Annotated in this window: 21 protein-coding genes; 11 read left to right on the plus strand and 10 right to left on the minus strand. The window is 45.3% G+C overall.

The features are described from left to right. Position 1 precedes the first annotated feature (1 nt). Together J0A68_RS21395 and J0A68_RS21400 are read right to left on the minus strand one after the other, a co-directional pair. Positions 2 to 1,210: a TolC family protein gene (locus J0A68_RS21395; protein ID WP_236025711.1), complete on the minus strand. Its 1,209-nt coding sequence runs from the start codon at positions 1,208 to 1,210 to the stop codon at positions 2 to 4. A gap of 124 nt (positions 1,211 to 1,334) precedes the next feature. Then, positions 1,335 to 1,910, minus strand: coding sequence for a TetR/AcrR family transcriptional regulator (locus J0A68_RS21400; RefSeq protein WP_206580301.1), 576 nt, complete (start codon positions 1,908 to 1,910; stop codon positions 1,335 to 1,337). A 134-nt stretch (positions 1,911 to 2,044) separates the two neighbouring features. Here J0A68_RS21400 and J0A68_RS21405 point away from each other — a divergent pair, with 134 nt between their 5' ends. The 11 genes from J0A68_RS21405 (at position 2,045) to J0A68_RS21455 (ending at position 10,710) form a co-directional block, all read left to right on the plus strand. Continuing rightward, positions 2,045 to 2,482, plus strand: a complete 438-nt coding sequence (locus tag J0A68_RS21405) for an RrF2 family transcriptional regulator (RefSeq protein WP_206580302.1) — start codon at positions 2,045 to 2,047, stop codon at positions 2,480 to 2,482. Positions 2,483 to 2,548: 66 nt separating this feature from the next. Beyond that, the gene (locus J0A68_RS21410; protein WP_206580303.1) at positions 2,549 to 4,885 is read left to right on the plus strand and encodes a nitric-oxide reductase large subunit; all 2,337 of its coding nucleotides are present in this window, start codon (positions 2,549 to 2,551) and stop codon (positions 4,883 to 4,885) included. Positions 4,886 to 4,900: 15 nt separating this feature from the next. After that, positions 4,901 to 5,350, plus strand: coding sequence for an OsmC family protein (locus tag J0A68_RS21415; protein WP_206580304.1), 450 nt, complete (start codon positions 4,901 to 4,903; stop codon positions 5,348 to 5,350). A 179-nt stretch (positions 5,351 to 5,529) separates the two neighbouring features. After that, a complete protein-coding gene (locus J0A68_RS21420) occupies positions 5,530 to 5,964 on the plus strand; it encodes an RrF2 family transcriptional regulator (RefSeq protein ID WP_206580347.1) in 435 nt (144 codons plus the stop codon). 103 nt (positions 5,965 to 6,067) lie between these two features. Then, on the plus strand, positions 6,068 to 7,873 hold the full coding sequence (locus tag J0A68_RS21425) for a cbb3-type cytochrome c oxidase subunit I (protein WP_206580305.1): 1,806 nt from the start codon (positions 6,068 to 6,070) through the stop codon (positions 7,871 to 7,873). Between the two features lie 11 nt (positions 7,874 to 7,884). Next, on the plus strand, positions 7,885 to 8,883 hold the full coding sequence (locus J0A68_RS21430; RefSeq protein WP_206580306.1) for a cbb3-type cytochrome c oxidase subunit II: 999 nt from the start codon (positions 7,885 to 7,887) through the stop codon (positions 8,881 to 8,883). Positions 8,884 to 8,894: 11 nt separating this feature from the next. After that, positions 8,895 to 9,131 (plus strand): hexameric tyrosine-coordinated heme protein, encoded by a 237-nt coding sequence (locus J0A68_RS21435; RefSeq protein ID WP_206580307.1) that lies wholly within the window; start codon positions 8,895 to 8,897, stop codon positions 9,129 to 9,131. Further along, positions 9,128 to 9,400, plus strand: a complete 273-nt coding sequence (locus tag J0A68_RS21440) for a hypothetical protein (RefSeq protein ID WP_206580308.1) — start codon at positions 9,128 to 9,130, stop codon at positions 9,398 to 9,400. The genes J0A68_RS21435 and J0A68_RS21440 overlap by 4 nt, the downstream gene beginning before the upstream one ends. Further along, the gene (locus J0A68_RS21445) at positions 9,397 to 9,819 is read left to right on the plus strand and encodes a cytochrome C (RefSeq protein WP_206580309.1); all 423 of its coding nucleotides are present in this window, start codon (positions 9,397 to 9,399) and stop codon (positions 9,817 to 9,819) included. The genes J0A68_RS21440 and J0A68_RS21445 overlap by 4 nt, the downstream gene beginning before the upstream one ends. Continuing rightward, positions 9,819 to 10,211, plus strand: coding sequence for a group III truncated hemoglobin (locus tag J0A68_RS21450; RefSeq protein ID WP_206580310.1), 393 nt, complete (start codon positions 9,819 to 9,821; stop codon positions 10,209 to 10,211). Before J0A68_RS21445 ends, J0A68_RS21450 begins: the two co-directional genes overlap by 1 nt. 22 nt (positions 10,212 to 10,233) lie before the next feature. Further along, a complete protein-coding gene (locus J0A68_RS21455) occupies positions 10,234 to 10,710 on the plus strand; it encodes a hemerythrin domain-containing protein (RefSeq protein WP_206580311.1) in 477 nt (158 codons plus the stop codon). Here J0A68_RS21455 and J0A68_RS21460 read toward each other — a convergent pair. The 8 genes from J0A68_RS21460 to J0A68_RS21495 form a co-directional block, all read right to left on the minus strand. Beyond that, positions 10,700 to 11,338 carry an HPP family protein gene (locus J0A68_RS21460; protein WP_206580312.1) on the minus strand — a complete coding sequence of 213 codons (639 nt, stop codon included), beginning with the start codon at positions 11,336 to 11,338 and terminating at the stop codon, positions 10,700 to 10,702. The two genes, J0A68_RS21455 and J0A68_RS21460, sit on opposite strands and share 11 nt — an antisense overlap. 61 nt (positions 11,339 to 11,399) lie before the next feature. Next, positions 11,400 to 12,683, minus strand: coding sequence for a chloride channel protein (locus tag J0A68_RS21465; protein ID WP_206580313.1), 1,284 nt, complete (start codon positions 12,681 to 12,683; stop codon positions 11,400 to 11,402). A gap of 131 nt (positions 12,684 to 12,814) precedes the next feature. Next, positions 12,815 to 13,204, minus strand: a complete 390-nt coding sequence (locus J0A68_RS21470; protein WP_206580314.1) for a DUF302 domain-containing protein — start codon at positions 13,202 to 13,204, stop codon at positions 12,815 to 12,817. A gap of 25 nt (positions 13,205 to 13,229) precedes the next feature. Continuing rightward, a complete protein-coding gene (locus J0A68_RS21475) occupies positions 13,230 to 13,847 on the minus strand; it encodes a class I SAM-dependent methyltransferase (RefSeq protein WP_206580315.1) in 618 nt (205 codons plus the stop codon). A gap of 405 nt (positions 13,848 to 14,252) precedes the next feature. Continuing rightward, positions 14,253 to 15,422: an ATP-binding protein gene (locus tag J0A68_RS21480; protein ID WP_236025712.1), complete on the minus strand. Its 1,170-nt coding sequence runs from the start codon at positions 15,420 to 15,422 to the stop codon at positions 14,253 to 14,255. A 55-nt stretch (positions 15,423 to 15,477) separates the two neighbouring features. Then, positions 15,478 to 16,179: an anaerobic ribonucleoside-triphosphate reductase activating protein gene (locus tag J0A68_RS21485; RefSeq protein WP_317195143.1), complete on the minus strand. Its 702-nt coding sequence runs from the start codon at positions 16,177 to 16,179 to the stop codon at positions 15,478 to 15,480. Then, positions 16,145 to 16,306, minus strand: coding sequence for an anaerobic ribonucleoside-triphosphate reductase (nrdD, locus tag J0A68_RS22955; protein ID WP_206580316.1), 162 nt, complete (start codon positions 16,304 to 16,306; stop codon positions 16,145 to 16,147). The genes J0A68_RS21485 and nrdD overlap by 35 nt, the downstream gene beginning before the upstream one ends. After that, complete coding sequence (locus tag J0A68_RS21495) at positions 16,290 to 18,410, minus strand: ribonucleoside triphosphate reductase (protein ID WP_206580317.1); 2,121 nt, start codon at positions 18,408 to 18,410, stop codon at positions 16,290 to 16,292. Before J0A68_RS21495 ends, nrdD begins: the two co-directional genes overlap by 17 nt. Positions 18,411 to 18,492 lie beyond the last annotated feature (82 nt).

Consider the following 18,492-nt stretch of genomic DNA (forward strand, 5'->3'; position numbering starts at 1 on the left):
ATCAATTGAGAAGGGTGGCAGATGATTTTTTAAGTTCGAGCGTAGCCTTGAGGTATTCGACCATCGCGTCGAGATAGGATTGTTGGGCAGTCCGCAGAGATTGGTCAGCAAGCAGGATATCGGTCAGCGTAGCCAATCCCTCCTGTTGCAAAAGGATGGATTTGGCATAAATCGACTCTGCCAGCACAATCTGGGCCTTGGTGGTCTCGATTTGCTTTTTGGCAGTAGCCTGCTGACGCAAAGCGGACTGATACTGAACCTGAGTTTGATCCGCTACAAAAGATTTTTGAAGTTTTGCATTTTCCAGTTCCAGCTCCTTTTGATGGATTTTTTTGGAAGTGACTGTCCCGTTGAAAATCGGAAAACTCACTTGTGCTCCGATAAAACTCTGGGGGTAAAAATCCAGAAAAGACTCCGGCGCACCATTGTAACCAAAGCCGGTAGTTCCATAATTGGCAACCAAATTCACACTGGGAATTCTGGAGTTTTTGATGGCTTTCAGTTCCTGACCAAGCACTTTTTCCCGGATCTCCTGAATCCTAAAATCGGAAGTCAAGCCTGCATCAGGCGCTTCTGATTCCTCCATGTGGACTTCAGCGACCACATCCATTTTTTGGTCGAGGGGTAAGCCGATAGTCAATTTGAGTTGCTGAAGAATAATCAAGTACTGACTCTGGAGCTGAAAAATCTGGGATTCCAACTGCTGATTTTGAAGGATTACCTTATCCAGATCAGTGCGGCTAGCCATTTTTTGTTCATAAAGAAGCCGAACAGTCCGCTCCAGTTTCACTCCATTCACTTGGTTGGCTTGGAGAAAAGCCAGCTTGTTTTTCACAATCTGCGCATTGTAATAGAGATTGGAAACTTCCAGATGAATCTGCTCTTCGGTTCTGACTCGCTGCCATTCGTTGAGCTCCTGATTGGATTCCGAAAGCTGAATCCCGGCCATGACTTGAGGGTCATAGATGGGCATTCGCAGATTCAGATTTCCCATAATCGTATGAGGCACCCCAAACTGCAACGCTCTATACACTCCCTCCGGACCCCCAAAAGCTGCCTGTGGAAGCATTTGATAGGGCAACTGAGTGGAATATCTGTAGTCTCCGGAAGCCATCACTTTGGGCAACAACTGACTGCGGGACTCCTGATTTCTATATTCAGCAGCCGATACCTGATTTTGTGCCATTTGCAAGGCTCTGTTATGCTGCATGGCTGTATCCAGACTTTGCTTCAGGGTCCATTCCTGTGCCTGTATCCCCCAACTCAGAAAGAGAAGGAATACAGCAAGGAAAATTTGTTTGTGAGTACTTACTAACATTTTGGAGAAAATTTTTTTAATCCTTTATCACAGTTAAAATCGATTGGATCAATTGAGCTCCCGCAGTATTGAGGTCAAAATTGAATCCGGACACTCTCCATTTGAACATCTGAAGGCGAAATGCCCCCAGTACCAAGTGCACCAAATGCTCGGCAGAAACATCCTTCTTAAACAAACCTTTCGCTTGACCTTCAGCAATCAAAGGCCTCAAAAACCCTGCTTTCGTCTGCATCAAAGCCAAAATGGCCTGATTGATTTGGTCACTTTCTTCCCAAAGTCCATCAGAAAACACAGCGACTACAAAGTGAGGGTGCTGCGTAAAAAAGGCAAACTGACTGGCAAATACTGCCTGAAAACGATCCTCCACAGGTAGACTTTGATCCAAGGATGAAAGCCTGGAAGCCATATTTTCTCGGAGATATTCCAGCAAAGCCAAGATAATCGCCTCCTTGCTCGGAAAATGCCGATAAATCGCGGCCTCAGAAAATCCCATCTCAAAAGCCAACTTTTTGGTGGTCAAGCCTCCGATGCCCGATTCAGTCAGGATTCTGCCTGCCGCATCGATGATTTCTTTTTGTCTTTCGGAGATCATTTTTTATTGTTAGTTAGTATTTACTAACAAAGAAAGCACATGATTTTTAGAAATACAAGAGCTCATTTATTTTTCTTAGGTTTTGAATTGAAAAATGAATTGATTTTATTTCGGACAAAATACTCTTAATACGAATGAAAGCACTTTCCCAAGTAGGCAAATATGGATTAAGGGCCATTCTGTATTTGGTTGCCAACCCTTCAGAGGGACAGTATATGAGTATCCGGCAGATCTCTGACAACTTGAAATTATCCTTTCATTTCATTACCAAAATTTTCAGGGAACTCACTGAAAAGGGAATACTCATCTCCTACCGAGGTCCTTCGGGCGGAATTGCCCTAGCCAAGCCCGCCGACCAAATCATGCTGATTGACGTGGTCAAAGCCTTGGAGGGAGAAGACTACTTTGACAAGTGTCTCATTGGATTGCCGCATTGCGGAATAGCCAAGCCTTGCCCGGTGCATGAGTTTTGGAAAGAAACAAAAATCCAACTTCAGAAAAACTTTGCCGAAACCAGCCTGGCGACTTTGGGTGAAAAAATCAGAACCCAGGAGGTCAGGCTTGACGAGTGACCTTTTTTTACTCTTTATTAAGATAAAATACTCTTAAATAGGAATTAATAATTTACTCCTTTGACTATGAAACCCGAACCCAGCCTACTCACCTATTTGATGAAGCCAAAAAACTGGTGGCTTCCCTTCCTTCTGATCTTTGCGGTCAGCATCACAGGACTGATTTTCATCGGATATCAAACCCATGAGGAGGCTCCACCAATTCCGGATTTTGTCAGTGAGTCAGGCCAGGTGATCATTTCCAAAGAAGGTATCCTAGCCGGTCAGGAGGTATTTCATCGCTATGCCCTGATGGAATATGGGAGCATGTTTGGAGATGGTGCACTCCGGGGGCCGGACTTTACAGCCCAAACCCTGCACGTGACTTCGGATGCCATGAAGGAGTTTTACAGGGTGGACACTAAAGCGGAATTAAACGAGCTTGAAAAATCCGGCATTGAAGAAAATGTCAAAAAGGAAATCAAAATCAACCGATACGATGAAGCAAGCAATCAAGCAAAAGTTTCCTCAGCCCAGTTTTTCGCAATTGAAGAAGTCAATAATTTTTATCAAAAGGTCTTTCGGGATTCTGATTTTCCGGAAGCCTTCAAGCCCGTGGGCTATCTGACAGATCCTGAAGAAATCCGACAATTAAGCAATTTTTTCTACTGGGGAGCTTGGGTCTGCAGTGTGGAAAGACCCGGCGAAAACTACAGCTATACCCATAATTGGCCTTATGACCCCGATTCTGGAAATACGCCCACTCCGTCAACCATGCTCTGGAGTATCATCGGACTTTTCGGATTGGTGTTGGGATTGGGGGCCGTGATGTATTACTATGGGCAGTTTGAACAGCTGGACGAGGAGTATTATGCGAAAGGAGCCTCGGAAATGGTCACCGAGGATCGACTTAGAAAATTCCATCCAACTCCTACCCAACGTGCCACTTTCAAATTCTTCTACGTTGCGATTCTCCTCTTTTTAATCCAAGTACTTGCCGGTGTACTCACGGTGCATGATTTTGTAGGATTCACCACGATCCTCGGAGTGGATTTGCAGGCCTTGATTCCGATGACCATTTCCCGAAGCTGGCATGTGCAGCTATCCCTTTATTGGATATCTGCCTGCTGGATTGGTATTTCTTATTTCATCTTACCCCTCCTTGCCAAAGGCGAACCCAAAGGTCAGGTCAAATTGATCAACCTATTGTTTGCGATATTTTTTGTGATGGTCGCAGGATCGGTAGTCGGCATGTATATGGGACCTCAAGGCATGCTGGGCACCATGTCCAGATGGCTGGGTCACCAAGGTTGGGAATTTGTGGAATTGGGGAGAATTTATCAGTACATGCTCTTGGTCATCTTTGGGCTTTGGGCCTGGACAACTTACCGGGGTTTGAAAGCTGTGGTTCAAAAAGCAAAACCCTGGGAACTTCCAAACTGGCTGATCTATGCTGTTGTCTGCATCTTGATCTTGCTGGTTTCTGGTTTTGTCGCCAGTCCCGAGACCAATTTTGTGGTTGCTGATTTTTGGAGATGGATGGTGGTTCACATGTGGGTAGAGGCATTCTTCGAAGTCTTCACCACGATCATTGTTGGCTACATGATGGTGATGATGGGTTTGGTCAACCGACAGGCAGTTACCAAAGTGGTTTATTTGGCGGCCCTTCTTTTTCTGGGCTCGGGTTTACTTGGCATCTCTCATAATTTCTATTGGAATGCCAAGCCAGTCGGCACCCTTGCTTTAGGATCTGTATTTTCTACTCTTCAGGTGGTTCCACTGATACTGCTCACTTTGGAGGCCTGGAGAATGCAAAAAATGCCCTACATCCTCTCCAAAAAGAACCCAAATGGGGAGCGATCCTCACTTTTCGCCATGCCGGGAGTGTTCCTTTTCCTGCTTGGGGTGAATTTTTGGAATTTCTTTGGTGCAGGAGTATTTGGCCTGATCATCAATCTTCCCATTGCCAACTATTACGAGCACGGTACTTACCTCACAGTAAATCATGGGCATGCGGCATTGATGGGGGTTTATGGGAATCTTTCTATTGCAGGAATTCTTTTTGCCCTGAGATATCTCGTGGAACCCAAAGCCTGGAACCCCAAACTTGTCACCATTTCGTTCTGGTCCATCAATTTTGGATTGGTTCTGATGGTCATCCTGGATCTGTTTCCGGCAGGCATTCACCAGCTCTTTACAGTCATGGACAAAGGATACTGGTTTGCCCGATCCCAGGAATTCATTCAAAGCGCTCCTTTTCAAACCATGACCTGGCTGAGAATCATCGGCGGATCGGTATTCCTGCTGGGAGGAGTCCTGCCGCTCACCTGGATTGTGCTGAAAAGTGCCCTCAATCTAAAACACAAACGGCCAATTGTCCTGAATCACTTCTTTAGGGAGAAAAAGGAAATCGAAGTTTATTAAATCAAACCCCAAATTATGCATCAACCTACACACGACTATCTGGTTCATCTGGAATGGAACCATGGACGTATCGGACAGCTCAGCAGTCCCGAACTCGAAACATTCATCGAATGTGCTACTCCTCCGGAATTTCCACATGGAGTACCGGGAATTTGGTCACCCGAACACCTGTTTACCGCAGCGGTGAGCTCCTGCCTGATGACTACATTCCTGGCCGTGGCCGAACATTCGAATCTTAAATTTGAAAAATTCAGCTGCAAAGCCAGTGGACTTCTGGCTAAAGTGGATGGAAAATGGATGATGACAGAGATCCACCTCTATCCGGAATTGATCCTTTCTCCGGAAGAAAAAGAGGAACGGGGATTGAAAGTGCTGGAAAAATCCGAAAAGGCCTGCCTGATCTCCCATTCGATCAAATCCGAAATCAAACTATTTCCCAAAGTCTTACACTACGCCTTGAACTAAGGCTAATCAGAAGTAATAAAAGTCAAGAAAAGTGCGGGTTTCCATCGACCCGCACTTTTTTTATGGATAAAAGCTCCATCAAGTCTCCATCCAAAAAAGCATAATATACAATTTTTTTATTTTCGATAAATTTGTCGGAAATGAGTTTTGTCATATTTTTGGCCAATCAATATCCTGATATGTTTTCCAAAGCCTGTGAATACGGAATCAAAGCCATGATCTATGTGGCCACCCAATCCCTCAAAGGAGAGCGGGTCAAAATCGGCGATATTGTGGAAAAAGTAGGCTCACCTGAAGCTTTCACAGCAAAAATTCTGGGAGACTTGGCCAAAAACGGCTTGATCGAATCCCTTAAAGGTCCTTATGGAGGCTTCTATATCCGACCCGATCAAATGGAATCCACCAGGATTATCCAAATCGTCTCGGTAATCGATGGAGATTCCATCTTCTTGGGATGCGGGCTTGGACTGAGCGAATGCAATGCCCAAAAGCCCTGTCCAATGCACTCCAAGTTTGTAAAAATCAGATCTGAATTAAAAAACGCATTAGAATCTACCACTTTGCTGGAATTGGCAAATGGAATCAAATCAGGCCAAACTATTTTGGTCCGTTAGGTCTCATTTTTTTTTGAATCTATTTTCGACAATTTTATCGGAAATAGATTCAAAAGCCAATCCTTGAATTGATTTCAGCATTTCGAATAATACCTGCCTCAATATGAAACGCACTACACTTCTTTTACTGGTTCTGGGTTTGGGATTAAGCCAATCCCAGGCTCAAACGGTCCCCAACCCTGCCATCGAACAATGGTGGTCCAGTCCGGGAATCATCGGAACCGCCCTACTCATTGCCTTAGTTTCTTTAGTTGCCATTCTCATCATCGGATCCCGGCTTTCCGCGCTTTTCCAAGGCCTTCAAAAAAGGGCTGAATCCAGAAAAAAGGAAACGCTAAAGTCCGAATTGGTGAATTGGGAGGAAGAAGATTTGGACTGGATTTTGGAAAAGCGGAAAGCCGCAAAAAAATACCAACTGACAGGCACCGAACTTACAGGAAAAGGCAACTCCGATGACAGTCGGGGATTGATTGCCAAGGTCACCCATGATCCTGAAAATCCCCTGGTGGATGAAAAGAAAAAGGAAACCCTCCGCATGGAAACACCCAAGCCCCTCAGAAACTTAATGATCTGGTACTTGGGAGCAGCGGTGTTTTGGTTGGTTTTTGGAACCCTGGTCGGCCAATACGTCGGAATGAAATTTATCTGGCCTGAAATGGATCAAATCTCCTGGTTATCCTTTGGCAGACTCCGGCCGGTCCACACCAATACGGTATTCTGGGGTTGGGCCTCCATGGCCATGGTAGGTTTGGGATATTTTGTCATTTCCCGCACCTCCAACACCGGTATTTTCAGCTACAGCCTGGGAAAAATCGCCTGGTACCTCATGAATTCTGCCGTCGTATTGGGCAATTTTCTGCTCATGAGCGGCGTAAATAACGGAGGCGGAGAATATCGGGAATACATCTGGCCAGTGGCTTTGCTCTTTGCCTCCGGGTTAATTTTGACCTTTTTCAATTACTATAAAACCGTTGCCGCCAGAAAAATCTCCGAAATCTATATCTCCAATTGGTACCTCTTAGGCGGACTAATTTGGACCATAACTCTGGTAGTGATTGGGTACTTGCCGAGTTTCCAAGATGGCCTCGGAGAAACTGTGATTCAGGGATACTACATGCACCAGGGAGTCGGAATGTGGTTTATGACCTTTACGCTGGGCTTGACCTACTATTACCTTCCGACTTCTCTGAACAAACCGATTTATTCCTATTCTCTGGGTGTGCTGGCATTTTGGACACAGATGCTCTTTTACACGCTGATTGGCACCCATCACTTTGTTTTCAGTCCTTTGCCTTGGTGGTTACAAACCGTTGCGATAGTCTTCAGTGCGGGGATGTTTATCCCGGTGGTCTCGGGAACAACCAATTTCCTGATGACCATGAAGGGAAGCTGGAGTGCCATTTCCAAAAGCTATGTGCTGCCCTTTTTCCTGGTTGGTGTGGTCTTTTACTTTGTCGGATCTGCACAAGGAAGCCTGCAAGCTTTCCGTCTGACCAATTTCATCTGGCACTTTACGGACTTCAATGTCGCCCACTCGCACATGACCATGTACGGGATCATCACTTTCATCCTCTGGGCCTGCATGTATGCGATTTTACCCAAAGTCACAGGTAAAGAGCCGCCTGCATTGGGTGTCGGGATTCACTTCTGGTTGGCTTTCGTGGGACTTTTCGCCTACATGATTTCACTGATGACGGGAGGAACACTCCGTGGGCTCAGTTGGATTGAGGGAGAATCCTTCATCAATTCTGTGATTTTGATGCAGCCGTTTTGGGTTTGGAGAGCAATCGGAGGCTCCATGATGTTTGTCTCCCACCTGATTTTCGCCTACAATTTTTATGAAATGGCAAAAAAAGAGAAGCCTCTTCCTCACAAAATCTCCGCTCCCCTTTCATCCGTCCACGCCTAATTGACCTGACCATGTTTGATTTTCATAAAAACCACAAACTGCTAGTTGCGACAGCTTTCCTGGGATTTGCCATGCTGAGTACAGTCATTGCCGTCATTCCAGCGCTCCAAATGCAAGAAGTGAAGCCGCTTCCCGGAATGGAAGAATTGAATTCGGAGGAATTGAAAGGCCTGCAAGTCTATGTCTCCGAAAATTGCATGGCCTGCCACACCCAACAAGTCCGGAATATTGAAATGGACCAAGTTTGGGGTGAGCGGCCTTCCTTGGCTTCAGATTATTATTACAGCAAACAGCGGATGGATCTTTGGAGGCAATCCCCCTCACTCTTGGGAAGTGAACGGACCGGACCGGATCTGACTGAGGTCGGGAAAAGACAACCCGGAAAAGAATGGCATCTTCTGCACCTCTACAATCCACGGATTGTAGTCAAAGAATCCGTCATGCCAAGCTATCCCTGGCTTTTCGAAGAAAAATCCAAGGCAATGGTGACCCAAAAGGATGAGGTGGTGCCAGTTTCGGCTGAACTGCTCAAAAATCCCAATCATCAGTTGGTCGCCAAACCGGAGGCTTTGGCACTGGTGGCCTACCTTCAGTCCTTGGTTCAGGCGGAATTGGGACAAAATCTCGGTCCGGACTTTATCCCCTCCACACGAAAGAAACAAGTACCAGCCTCCGGAGCAGAATCCCTCGGCCTCGATGGACTTCAGCTTTATTCGGAAACCTGCTCAGCCTGCCATCAGCCTACCGGAGATGGAATTCCGGGCGCATTCCCTCCTTTGGCCGGAAGCGAAATCGTCAACGATCCAGATCCCTCTATCCTGGTCCAGATCATTTTATCCGGATACGATGCACGGCCGGAATTTGGTGCCATGCCGGAATTTGGAAGCCTGCTCAGTGACGAAGAAATAGCCGCAATTGCAACTCATGAGCGTAGCAGCTGGGGCAATCAGGCTCCTGTGGTCACTCCCGAGCAAGTCGCAGAAATCCGAAAATTTATCCTCAACCAATAAATCTACCTCACATGCAACCTTCAGAAATTTACCTCGAGTCCCTCATCACTTCCACCCCTCAGGAAGGAAGGGATTTGGCCATCAAGTTGGCCAGAAAGTCCATCGCGGCCATTCAAACCGATCCCGAAACACGAAAAAATCTGAGAGCAAATTATGCTCAGGACACTGCTCAACTGATCGCCTCGGCACAAGTCATAGCGGTGGAGTTTCAGACCATCGCCATGGCGAATAACTACTGGAAACCATGAAAGCTTTATTGATTTGTTTTTTGGCATTCTTCGGGTCGGTATTATCGGCCATCGCTTGCGATGTCTGCCAAAGAAACCAGCCCAAACTCCTCCAGGACATCAGCCATGGGACAGGCCCACAGGCTCAAAGTGATTATTACATCATTGCCGGAGCGGTGATTTTGGTCCTGCTCACCCTGCTTTATAGCCTGAAATACCTACTCCGTCCAGGTGAGCAAAATCCCGGACACATCAAAAATTTCATACTAAACCATCATCCCCAGCTATGAATGACAATCGTAAAATCCGGGTGTTTCTTGACGAGGATCCTGCGCCTTTTGCTGAATTCAGCCCACCGGTCAAGTTTGTCCTTGACACCACCAAGATCCCGGATGGCAAGCACCAACTCCGGATCGTAGCCCAATCTACCACTGGCAAAGAAGGAGTGAAAACAGTCCCCTTTGAGGTGAGAAACGGTCCTTCCATCGCCGTGGTAGGACTTCAGGACGGCGATGTGGTGACTGACCAAGTCCCTGTGACCATCAATTCTTACGGGAGCGAGCGCAATGACTTCTTTCTGATCCGAGGCTCAGAAACTCCCAAAGGAATCCCGGCCTGGGTCTGGGCGACACTGATCTCCTTTGTTGGTTTTGCCCTGTTTTACTTTATCATGTACTGGAATCCAGATCATTACAAATCCTTCTTCTAATGAACAAATCAGACATCATCGACCTGAGCGACATTCAGGTTTTGGTAGATACCTTTTATGGAAAAGTCCGACAGGACGACTTATTGAAAGACATCTTTGAAAACGTCATTCAAGACCGCTGGCCGGAGCATTTGGAGAAAATGTACCGGTTTTGGCAAACGGTCCTCCTCGACGAACACACCTACCAGGGAAGCCCATTTGTTCCACACGCTCATTTGCCTGTGGAAAAAGCCCATTTTGAACGCTGGATTCAACTTTTCTTCGAAACTGTAGATGAGATATTCTCAGGAGAAAAGGCCGAGCGGGCCAAGTGGCAAGGGGAACGAATGGCCGAAATGTTCCATTTCAAAATCAATTATTACCGAACTTCCACAGTAGATCCCATCTTGTAGTCAAACTCAATCCCACTTCACCATGGAAAAAAAAGCACCCCTCAAACGCGACCCTGCACTCCGGCACCTCAGCCATGACCACCATCATGGGCTCTTGCTTTGCTGGAAAATCCGACAGGGATTCAAACTGGGCATCGAGCCGGCACGAATGAAAAACTACTGCGAATGGTTTTGGACCTCCTATCTCAATCCACATTTTGAAGAGGAAGAAAAAGTCATTTTCCCCGTGCTCCCGGAAGACGACCCGCTGATCAAGCAAGCCTTGACTGAGCACAAGCGACTTCGTAAGCTCTTTTCCTCTTGGGAAAATCCTGAGAAAACCCTCGGCCAAATCGAGGAGGAACTGGAAAAACACATCCGGTTTGAGGAGCGGATTCTTTTCCCGGAAATTCAGAAAAAAGCCACAACTGAGCAATTAGAGGCGATTGCCGCACATGGTAAGCGGGAAAAGTTTGCGGAGAATGAGGAGGATCCGTTTTGGGTCACCCCTATAGTTTAGCCTTTGGAGTTTCAAGATTCGGTTTCGAGGATCTTAATGTTCTAATCCAAAATTTCTTGGTTTTGAGATATTTCGTAAACCTTGAATTGGTTGGATAAACACGGTTTTTGGTCATGTTATTGAACACCAAGGCCACCAAAAGTAAAATCAAACTACCGCTTAGCACCGGAGAAATCACATACCAAAACCCCAATGCTTTGATTTTTTCAGTTCCTATTACTGCAATTAGCGCTGTAGCACCACCAGGAGGATGAAGAGTTTTCGTCACCTGCATCAATACGATTGAAAAAGCCACCGAAAGGGATGCTGCAAGCCAAAAGATATCGGGGAAAACCTTGAACATGATCACTCCGACAATCGCCGAAATCACATGTCCTCCCACCAAATTTCTCGGTTGGGCAAGCGGGCTTTGAATTGCACCGTAAACCAGAACTGAAGAAGCCCCAAAAGAGCCTATCAGGAAAATATTTTCTTCCCGAGTCAAAAAGTGGGTTTGGTAGTAAGCAATTGTTCCGATACCGACAAAAGCTCCCAAAAAAGACCAAAACTGTTCTCTAAAATCAATCAGTGTTTCCCGATAAAGGATGTATTGGGAAATCCGAAACGCTCGTTTGATGCGCTTTTTCAAGGTAAAATAGGTTTGAAAGGGGAAATATGGCTAACAGTAATTCAGATTGGCAAAGATCGGATTAGGTAGGTTCTGATTCAATCTTTTTCAGCTGCGAATGGATAAACGGAACTCTCGGCGCCAAAAAATATCCTGTCAAACTGGCAATCAAGATGGGCACAAAATGACCAAAGCCTGTTAGCACGCTCAGCAAAATCGTGGTACTGACGGGCGTGCGGGTAACGCAGGCATTCACAGCTGCCATACAACTCACCCAAGTCAATGTGGGATTGAGCCCGGGAAAAAGCTGACAAAGTGCCAATCCCAGACAGGTACCCACAAAAAACAAGGGAATGATAAAACCGCCCCTCCAACCTGAAGTTACTGTGACAGAAATAGCCAAAATCTTCATTGCTATGATCAGCAACAAAGTTTCCCAGGACAAATTAAGTCCGATCACTTCATTGATTTCGTGGTGGCCAAAATATCGTGTAATCGGGAATCCATATCCAATAAGACCCAAGATCAAACCTCCCAAGGTTGTTTTGACATAAATCGGCATCGATACCAACTCAAAGGCTTTTTTGCACCCCTTGGTACAAAAGATAAATATCCAAGCCACCGCTGATCCCAGGACCGCGATTCCAAAAGCATATCCAAAATCAAAAATCCCCTCGTAGCTGTATTGGGGAAAATTCCAGGTTGGCCCCAAGCCTAAATGTATGATCAGGGCAAAAACGATGTAGCTAAAACAACTCGCTACCAATGCCGGAATCACAGCTCGGTAATATTCAAGCATGTGCTTGTGGTGTAAAATCTCCACGGCAAACAAACTTCCTCCTAGGGGAGCACCAAACAAAGCTGTAAATCCTGAAGCCATACCAGCGATACTGTAGGTTCGGAGCTTCTCTCCTTTTAATCTAAAAATCTTCCCCAACCATGTTCCTGTTGAGCCCGTCACCTGAACCAAGGGTGCTTCAGGCCCCAAACTCCCACCTGCAGCCACGCAAATCAGGGAGGAAAGGATCATGGAAGGATTGTTTTTGGGATTAAGCTTACCCTTGTTGAAGCGAATATTGTTGACTATTAAATGTATCTCTCCCGGATCGCCGATCCAATGGATAATCAGTCCGGCAATCAGCCCCGCAATAGTCATCAGCGGAACAACTAACCAGCCTTCGAATCCCGCTAATGCATGCATAAGTGATTCCAAGGTAATCCAGTAAACTCCCGCGATGCTGCCACCGATCAGTCCCAAAAGAGCCCATAGCCAAAAATCCCTCCCGAACAAAAACGGGCTAAAGCGAATGGGTTGATCGAGTACATTGGCGTATTCGATGAGTTTGCGTTTTTGCTTGATTTTCAAAACTTACCTGATTGATCAAGCTTGCAAAATAAACCTATAAGAACTCCAAATCGAAATAAAAAAGGTAAAAGATGGAGCAATTACTCCTTATTTCAATCTTTAGCGTCAAAAAAACGGGGAACCCGTTAAAATCAGAGATTTTCAAGCATACTCATTAGCTTAGCCCGGACTTCTCCAGCGAGGGATTCAATAGCGGGATTTTTGACCACAGACATCGCTGCCGCAGGATCCATGATTGTAACTTCATAGTCGTCATCTCCAACACTTCTGATGGTGACATTACAAGGCAAAAGTGTACTCACATGCGGCTCGGCAGTTAGGACTTTATCAGCAAAGACAGGATTGCAGGCACCGAGAATCAGGAATGGGGGATAGTCCTTGTCCAGCTTCTTTTTCATGGTGGCCTGAATGTCGATTTCGGTCAGGACTCCGAAGCCTACTTCCTTGAGGCCAGCTTCAACTTTGGTTCGAAGAGAGGCCAAATCGTCGGATTTCAAAACTTTGGATTGATAGTATGTCATGGGATTTAGCAGTTTATAGGAATGATTATCTTCTTTGGAATAGACAGACGGAATAGTTTTGTGCGCTTCCCGAGGGAGTAATATGATCGTAATTCAGGCTTTCGATAAGTTCAAATTCATGACTGAAAAACTCCTCCAATTCATGGATATCGTATTGCTGAACGGGTAGTCCGCTACAGGTTTTGGGACCTGATTTGGAAAAGGTCATCATAAGCAGGTAACCACCCGGGGCAATCGAACACTCCACGAGACCTCGGTAAATTTGCTGTTCTTGGGGATCGATAAGAAAATGAAAAACTGCCCGATCATGCCACAGGTGAAATTTTCCTTCTGGCTCAAATTCAAGAATATCAGATGTTATCCACTGCACCTTGGAAGCGGATTTACCGAGACGGTTTTTGGCTTTTCGCAGCGCTGAATCAGAAATATCCAAAACGGATACGTCTTCAAATCCTTCCTCCAATAACCAATCCACCAAGACCCCATCTCCGCCTCCCACATCGATGATCGGAGAGTTTTTGGAAATTTTGGCCCGGGAGATTAAGTCAATCGAAACCTGAGGCTTGGTCTGAAACCATCCCACTTGGGTCGTATCTTTGGTTTGATAGACTTTTTCCCAATGGCTTTCTTCGACTTTTTCCATTTCCGTTTTATAAACAGAGTAAAACTGGATAAAAAAGTCTTTTTAATCAGTGACTTGGGTTACAGATCGACCTATTCAGACTAATAGTCTAGGAATGGATTGATGAAAAATAAAATTCAAGTAAAAATAAGAGGGGAAAAAGACTGTTTTCCTCTTATTCCTAACAAAAATGTCAGAATAGATAGATTGGAATCCATCTATTTTGACATTCTAAAAAATAAGAGCTTTCATGTGTTTATAATTTTTTTTTAGCGGCCACATAGCCTGTCCCGAACTTGATTCGGGAGAATACCCTGGATAATCATTTCCCTGTATGAGAAGCTTTTTTCATGGGCATTTCATCAAAGTTCAAAAGAGGAAGAAACTAAGGCACTGAGCTTCATTCCAAGCTGAAATGGAGTTTAACTACCCTAAAAGGCTCACAAATTCTCTGAAATTTTCCTTGGTGATCACTTTAAAATCTGCAGAATAGGCGTCTTGAAAGGCAGAAGGTATTTTGACTTTTGCAGTTGGATTCCATTTGAATTCGAATGCCGACAACTTCCCGTCTGCCTCTTCCAAATAATCTATCTCTTGTTGCTGCTTAGTCCTCCAAAAGTATGTGTTGGCATAGACCCTGTGATAATGATTGCGTTTGAGCCTTTCGGTCATCAGAAAATTTTCCCATAAAGCGCCAATATCATTTCTAAACTCAATCGGATTAAAGTTTTGGATAATAGCATTCCTTATTCCATTGTCATAAAAATAGATTTTCCGATTAGTCTTGATTTCATTTCGGAGATTTCTACTAAACGAAGTCAATGGATAAACAATACAAGAAAGCTCTAGCAAATGAATGTAATTAGACACCGTGTTTTTATCCACTCCAGTCAATTGCGCCAATTCATTATAACTAACCTCATTGCCGATTTGAAAAGCCAAAGCTTGGAGTATTTTTTCCAAAGCATCAGGTTTCTTGATGTTTGCAAAGGATAGAATATCCTTGAAAAGGTAACTCTGTGTGATCTCATTTAAGATCTGACGCTCCTCACCCCGCTGATTGATGACATCAGGGTAAAAGCCATAAATCAACCGGCTTTCAAAATCGCGAATGGCATCGATATACCCCACGGACTTTTCATATTCTTCGTAGGAAATCGGATAAAGAGAATACTCAAATTTTCTTCCGGTGAGAGGTTCATTCGTATTATTTCTTAGTTCGAAGGCAGAAGAACCACTGAGGATCAATTGGACGTGCTTGAATTGGTCATGGATTATTTTGGCAGTGAGGCCAATATTCTCGATTCGCTGCGCTTCATCAATAAAAATGATTTTGGAACTCCCTATTAGCGTTTCTATTTGTTTGGTATTAGGATTAGTCAGCTGCTGTTTGATTAATGGATCATCTCCATCAAGAAACAAAAATTCTCTATCCCTTAGGATTTCTTGGATAAGGGTCGTTTTCCCAACCTGTCTTGCTCCGATCAGCATGATGGTTTTTCCCTTGAATAGCTGGTCAGATATCCTTTTCTTGAGAATCCTTTCTATCATAAATTTTACCAATTCACCAAAAGTAATGCTTTTCAGTGAATTCATTCACCAAAAGTTAGGCTTTTTGGTGAATAGGACTGTTCAGGCATCAATCTAGCCCTCAATTCCTCCAAACTCCTGATTCGATTTTTACCCCTTGCATTTTACTTTCTCCCAGCTCTCCGATGGTTTTTTTATCTCCCCGGAAATGCTGCAAATAATAGGTCCCCGAAAACCCCTTTTCCCTCAGCCAATTCTCCATTTCTTTTAGGTCTTGATAGTCCAAAAGATCAGGGTGAACCGTGGTCCGAACCTCAAACCGAATTGAGGAATCAAGGAGAATTTCCAATGATTTTTCGAAGGATTTGAAAAGATCGGAACGGGTGATTTTCCAGTAATTCCCCGTCATTCCCTTGAAGTCCAAGGCAACAAAATCCACAAGATTTTCCTGAATCAGAGTTTCCAAAACATCTGGTCTGCTGCCGTTGGTGTCGATTTTTACCTCAAAACCCATCTTTTTCACCTCCCGGGCAAAGGGAATGATCTGCGGGTGAATCGTACACTCTCCTCCGCTAAAAACCACTCCTTCTAATAATCCCATCCGGGAAAGCAAAAACTCCTGCACATCACCCCAACTCAGTTTGCCTTTCCCGAAAACGATCTCCGGATTATAGCAATACCCGCAGCGCATGTTACACCCGGCAAACCAGAGGATGCAGGCGGTGCGATCGGGAAAATCCAGCATAGTAAAAGGGGAGATACTGAAGACAGGTCTCCCCCTTTCCAGGCTACTCGACGAAGTGTTGGCGCTGCTTGTGTTCACCTTTTTTTCCGATGTTGAAGCTTTCGACTGGTCGATGGTAACCCATCACGCGGGTGTACACCAAGCATTTGGTGCGTTTTTCCTGATTCAATTCAAGAAGAGTCTGGGGTTCAAGAGTTGTTTGCATAATTGGAAGGGTTTTGGTTTAAGTCATTCAAAAGGGCTTCGTCACATTGTGGACAGTATTCATGCTCTCCGTTGAGGTAGCCATGAACCGGACAGATGCTGAAAACCGGGGTAACAGTGATGTAGGGCAGTTTAAAGTTGGAAAGGACTTTTTTGACGAGTCGGCGACAAGCCTCTGGCGAAGAGATTTTCTCCCGCATGTAGAGGTGAAGTACAGTACCTCCGGTGTATTTGCACTGCAAGTCATCCTGCAGCATCAGGGCTTCGAAAGGATCATCGGTATGGTCCACCGGAATCTGGGAACTGTTGGTATAATAGATGTTTTCGCCCATCCCAGCCTGGATAATATCAGGGAAGCGTTTTTTGTCCTCCTTGGCAAAACGGTAAGTCGTGCCTTCCGCCGGAGTAGCTTCCAAATTGTAGAGATTGCCGGTTTCCTCCTGAAATTCCTTCATTCTGTCCCGGATATGTTCGAGCAGTTCTGAGGTTAAATTTTGACCAAAAGTCCCGGTGATATCCTCTTTTCCTCCCGTAAAATTCAGGATCATCTCATTAAGCCCATTGACTCCGATGGTGGAGAAGTGATTTCGGAAATGCTTCAGATAACGCTTGGTATAAGGGTAAAGGCCGCGGTCGTACATTTCCTGAATAAATACCCGCTTCTTTTCCAGGGTGGACTTGGCGAGTTGCATCAGTTTATCCAGTCGCTCGCAGAGTCCGGCCTTATTTCCCGCAAAGAGATATCCCAGCCTCGCCATATTGATCGTCACCACACCGATGCTTCCAGTCATTTCCGCACTGCCGAAAAGTCCATTGCCTCTTTTGAGGAGTTCGCGGAGATCCAATTGGAGTCGGCAGCACATGGAGCGGACCGCATTGGGTTTATAGGCAAGGGGATTTTCGACCTTTTGGCCATTTTCGTCAAAAGTATATTGACTGCCAATAAAGTTTTGGAAATAAGAAGAGCCGATCTTGGCAGTGTTTTCAAACAGCAGGTTGGTATTTTCTCCATACCAATCAAAATCTTCCGTGATATTGACCGTGGGAATCGGAAAAGTAAATGGCTGTCCGTTGGCATCCCCTTCGGTCATAATGGTATAATAGGCCCGGTTGATCAGATTCATTTCGGGCTGAAAATTCTTGTAGGTCAATTCTTCCAGTGAACTTACCCCCCGCTTATTGGCCTTTTCCATCAGCAGATCGGAATCTATTCCCGTGAATAGATGCAGGTCATTTCGAGTGGGCATCTGGTCTTTCAGATCCTCCGGTACCACCCAATCCAGGGTCACATTGGTAAAAGGCGACTGCCCCCAGCGTGCCGGGACATTAAGATTATAGACAAAGGAGCGGATCGCTTTTTCGATTTCTTTATAGGAAAGTTGGTCTTTGAAAACATAGGGAGCCAAATAGGTATCAAATGAACTGAAAGCCTGAGCACCGGCCCATTCGCTTTGGAGAATTCCCAGGAAATTGGCCATCTGACCCAGGGCTTCTCGAAAATGCGAGGGCGGACGGCTTTCCACCCTACCCCGAACGCCATTGAATCCTTCATTTAGCAAGCCTCTCAAACTCCAGCCGGCACAGTAACCCGTCAGACAATCCAAGTCATGGATATGAAGATCTCCATTCCGATGCGCGTAGCCTTCCTCCCTGGTATATACCCTGTCCAACCAATAATTGGCAATGATCTTACCCGCCACGTTGTTAACCAGTCCGGCATTCGAATAGGAGGTATTGGCATTGGCATTGATCCGCCAGTCCGTTTGCTTGACATATTCCTCGATGGTCTGGGTGCTGTCCACGTAGGTCGTGTCCTCGTTCAATCCGGCCACATGTTCCCTTTGGAGTTTGCGGGTATGCCGATAGAGCATAAAGGACCGCATGACCTCAAAGTGACCTGCATGATAGAGTTCCTTTTCGATCAAGTCTTGGATTTCCTCGACTGCCCAAGTGGTTTTGGTTTCCAACTTTTGGATCACTGATTGGAAGACTCCGGAATCGTATTCCTTTTGGACACTTTGAAAGCCTTTTTTCAAGGCATCTTCGATTTTAAATGGGATAAATGGAGCATATTCTCCATTGCGTTTGATGACGTATTGATCCATAGACAGCGAGGTTAGAGACAGAATGACGAATTGAATTTGGGTATAAAAGGATGATTTTATCTTTTTTGAAGGGGTAATTTTA

Source organism: Algoriphagus oliviformis (assembly GCF_017254915.1).
In the GTDB taxonomy this organism is placed as follows: domain Bacteria; phylum Bacteroidota; class Bacteroidia; order Cytophagales; family Cyclobacteriaceae; genus Algoriphagus; species Algoriphagus oliviformis.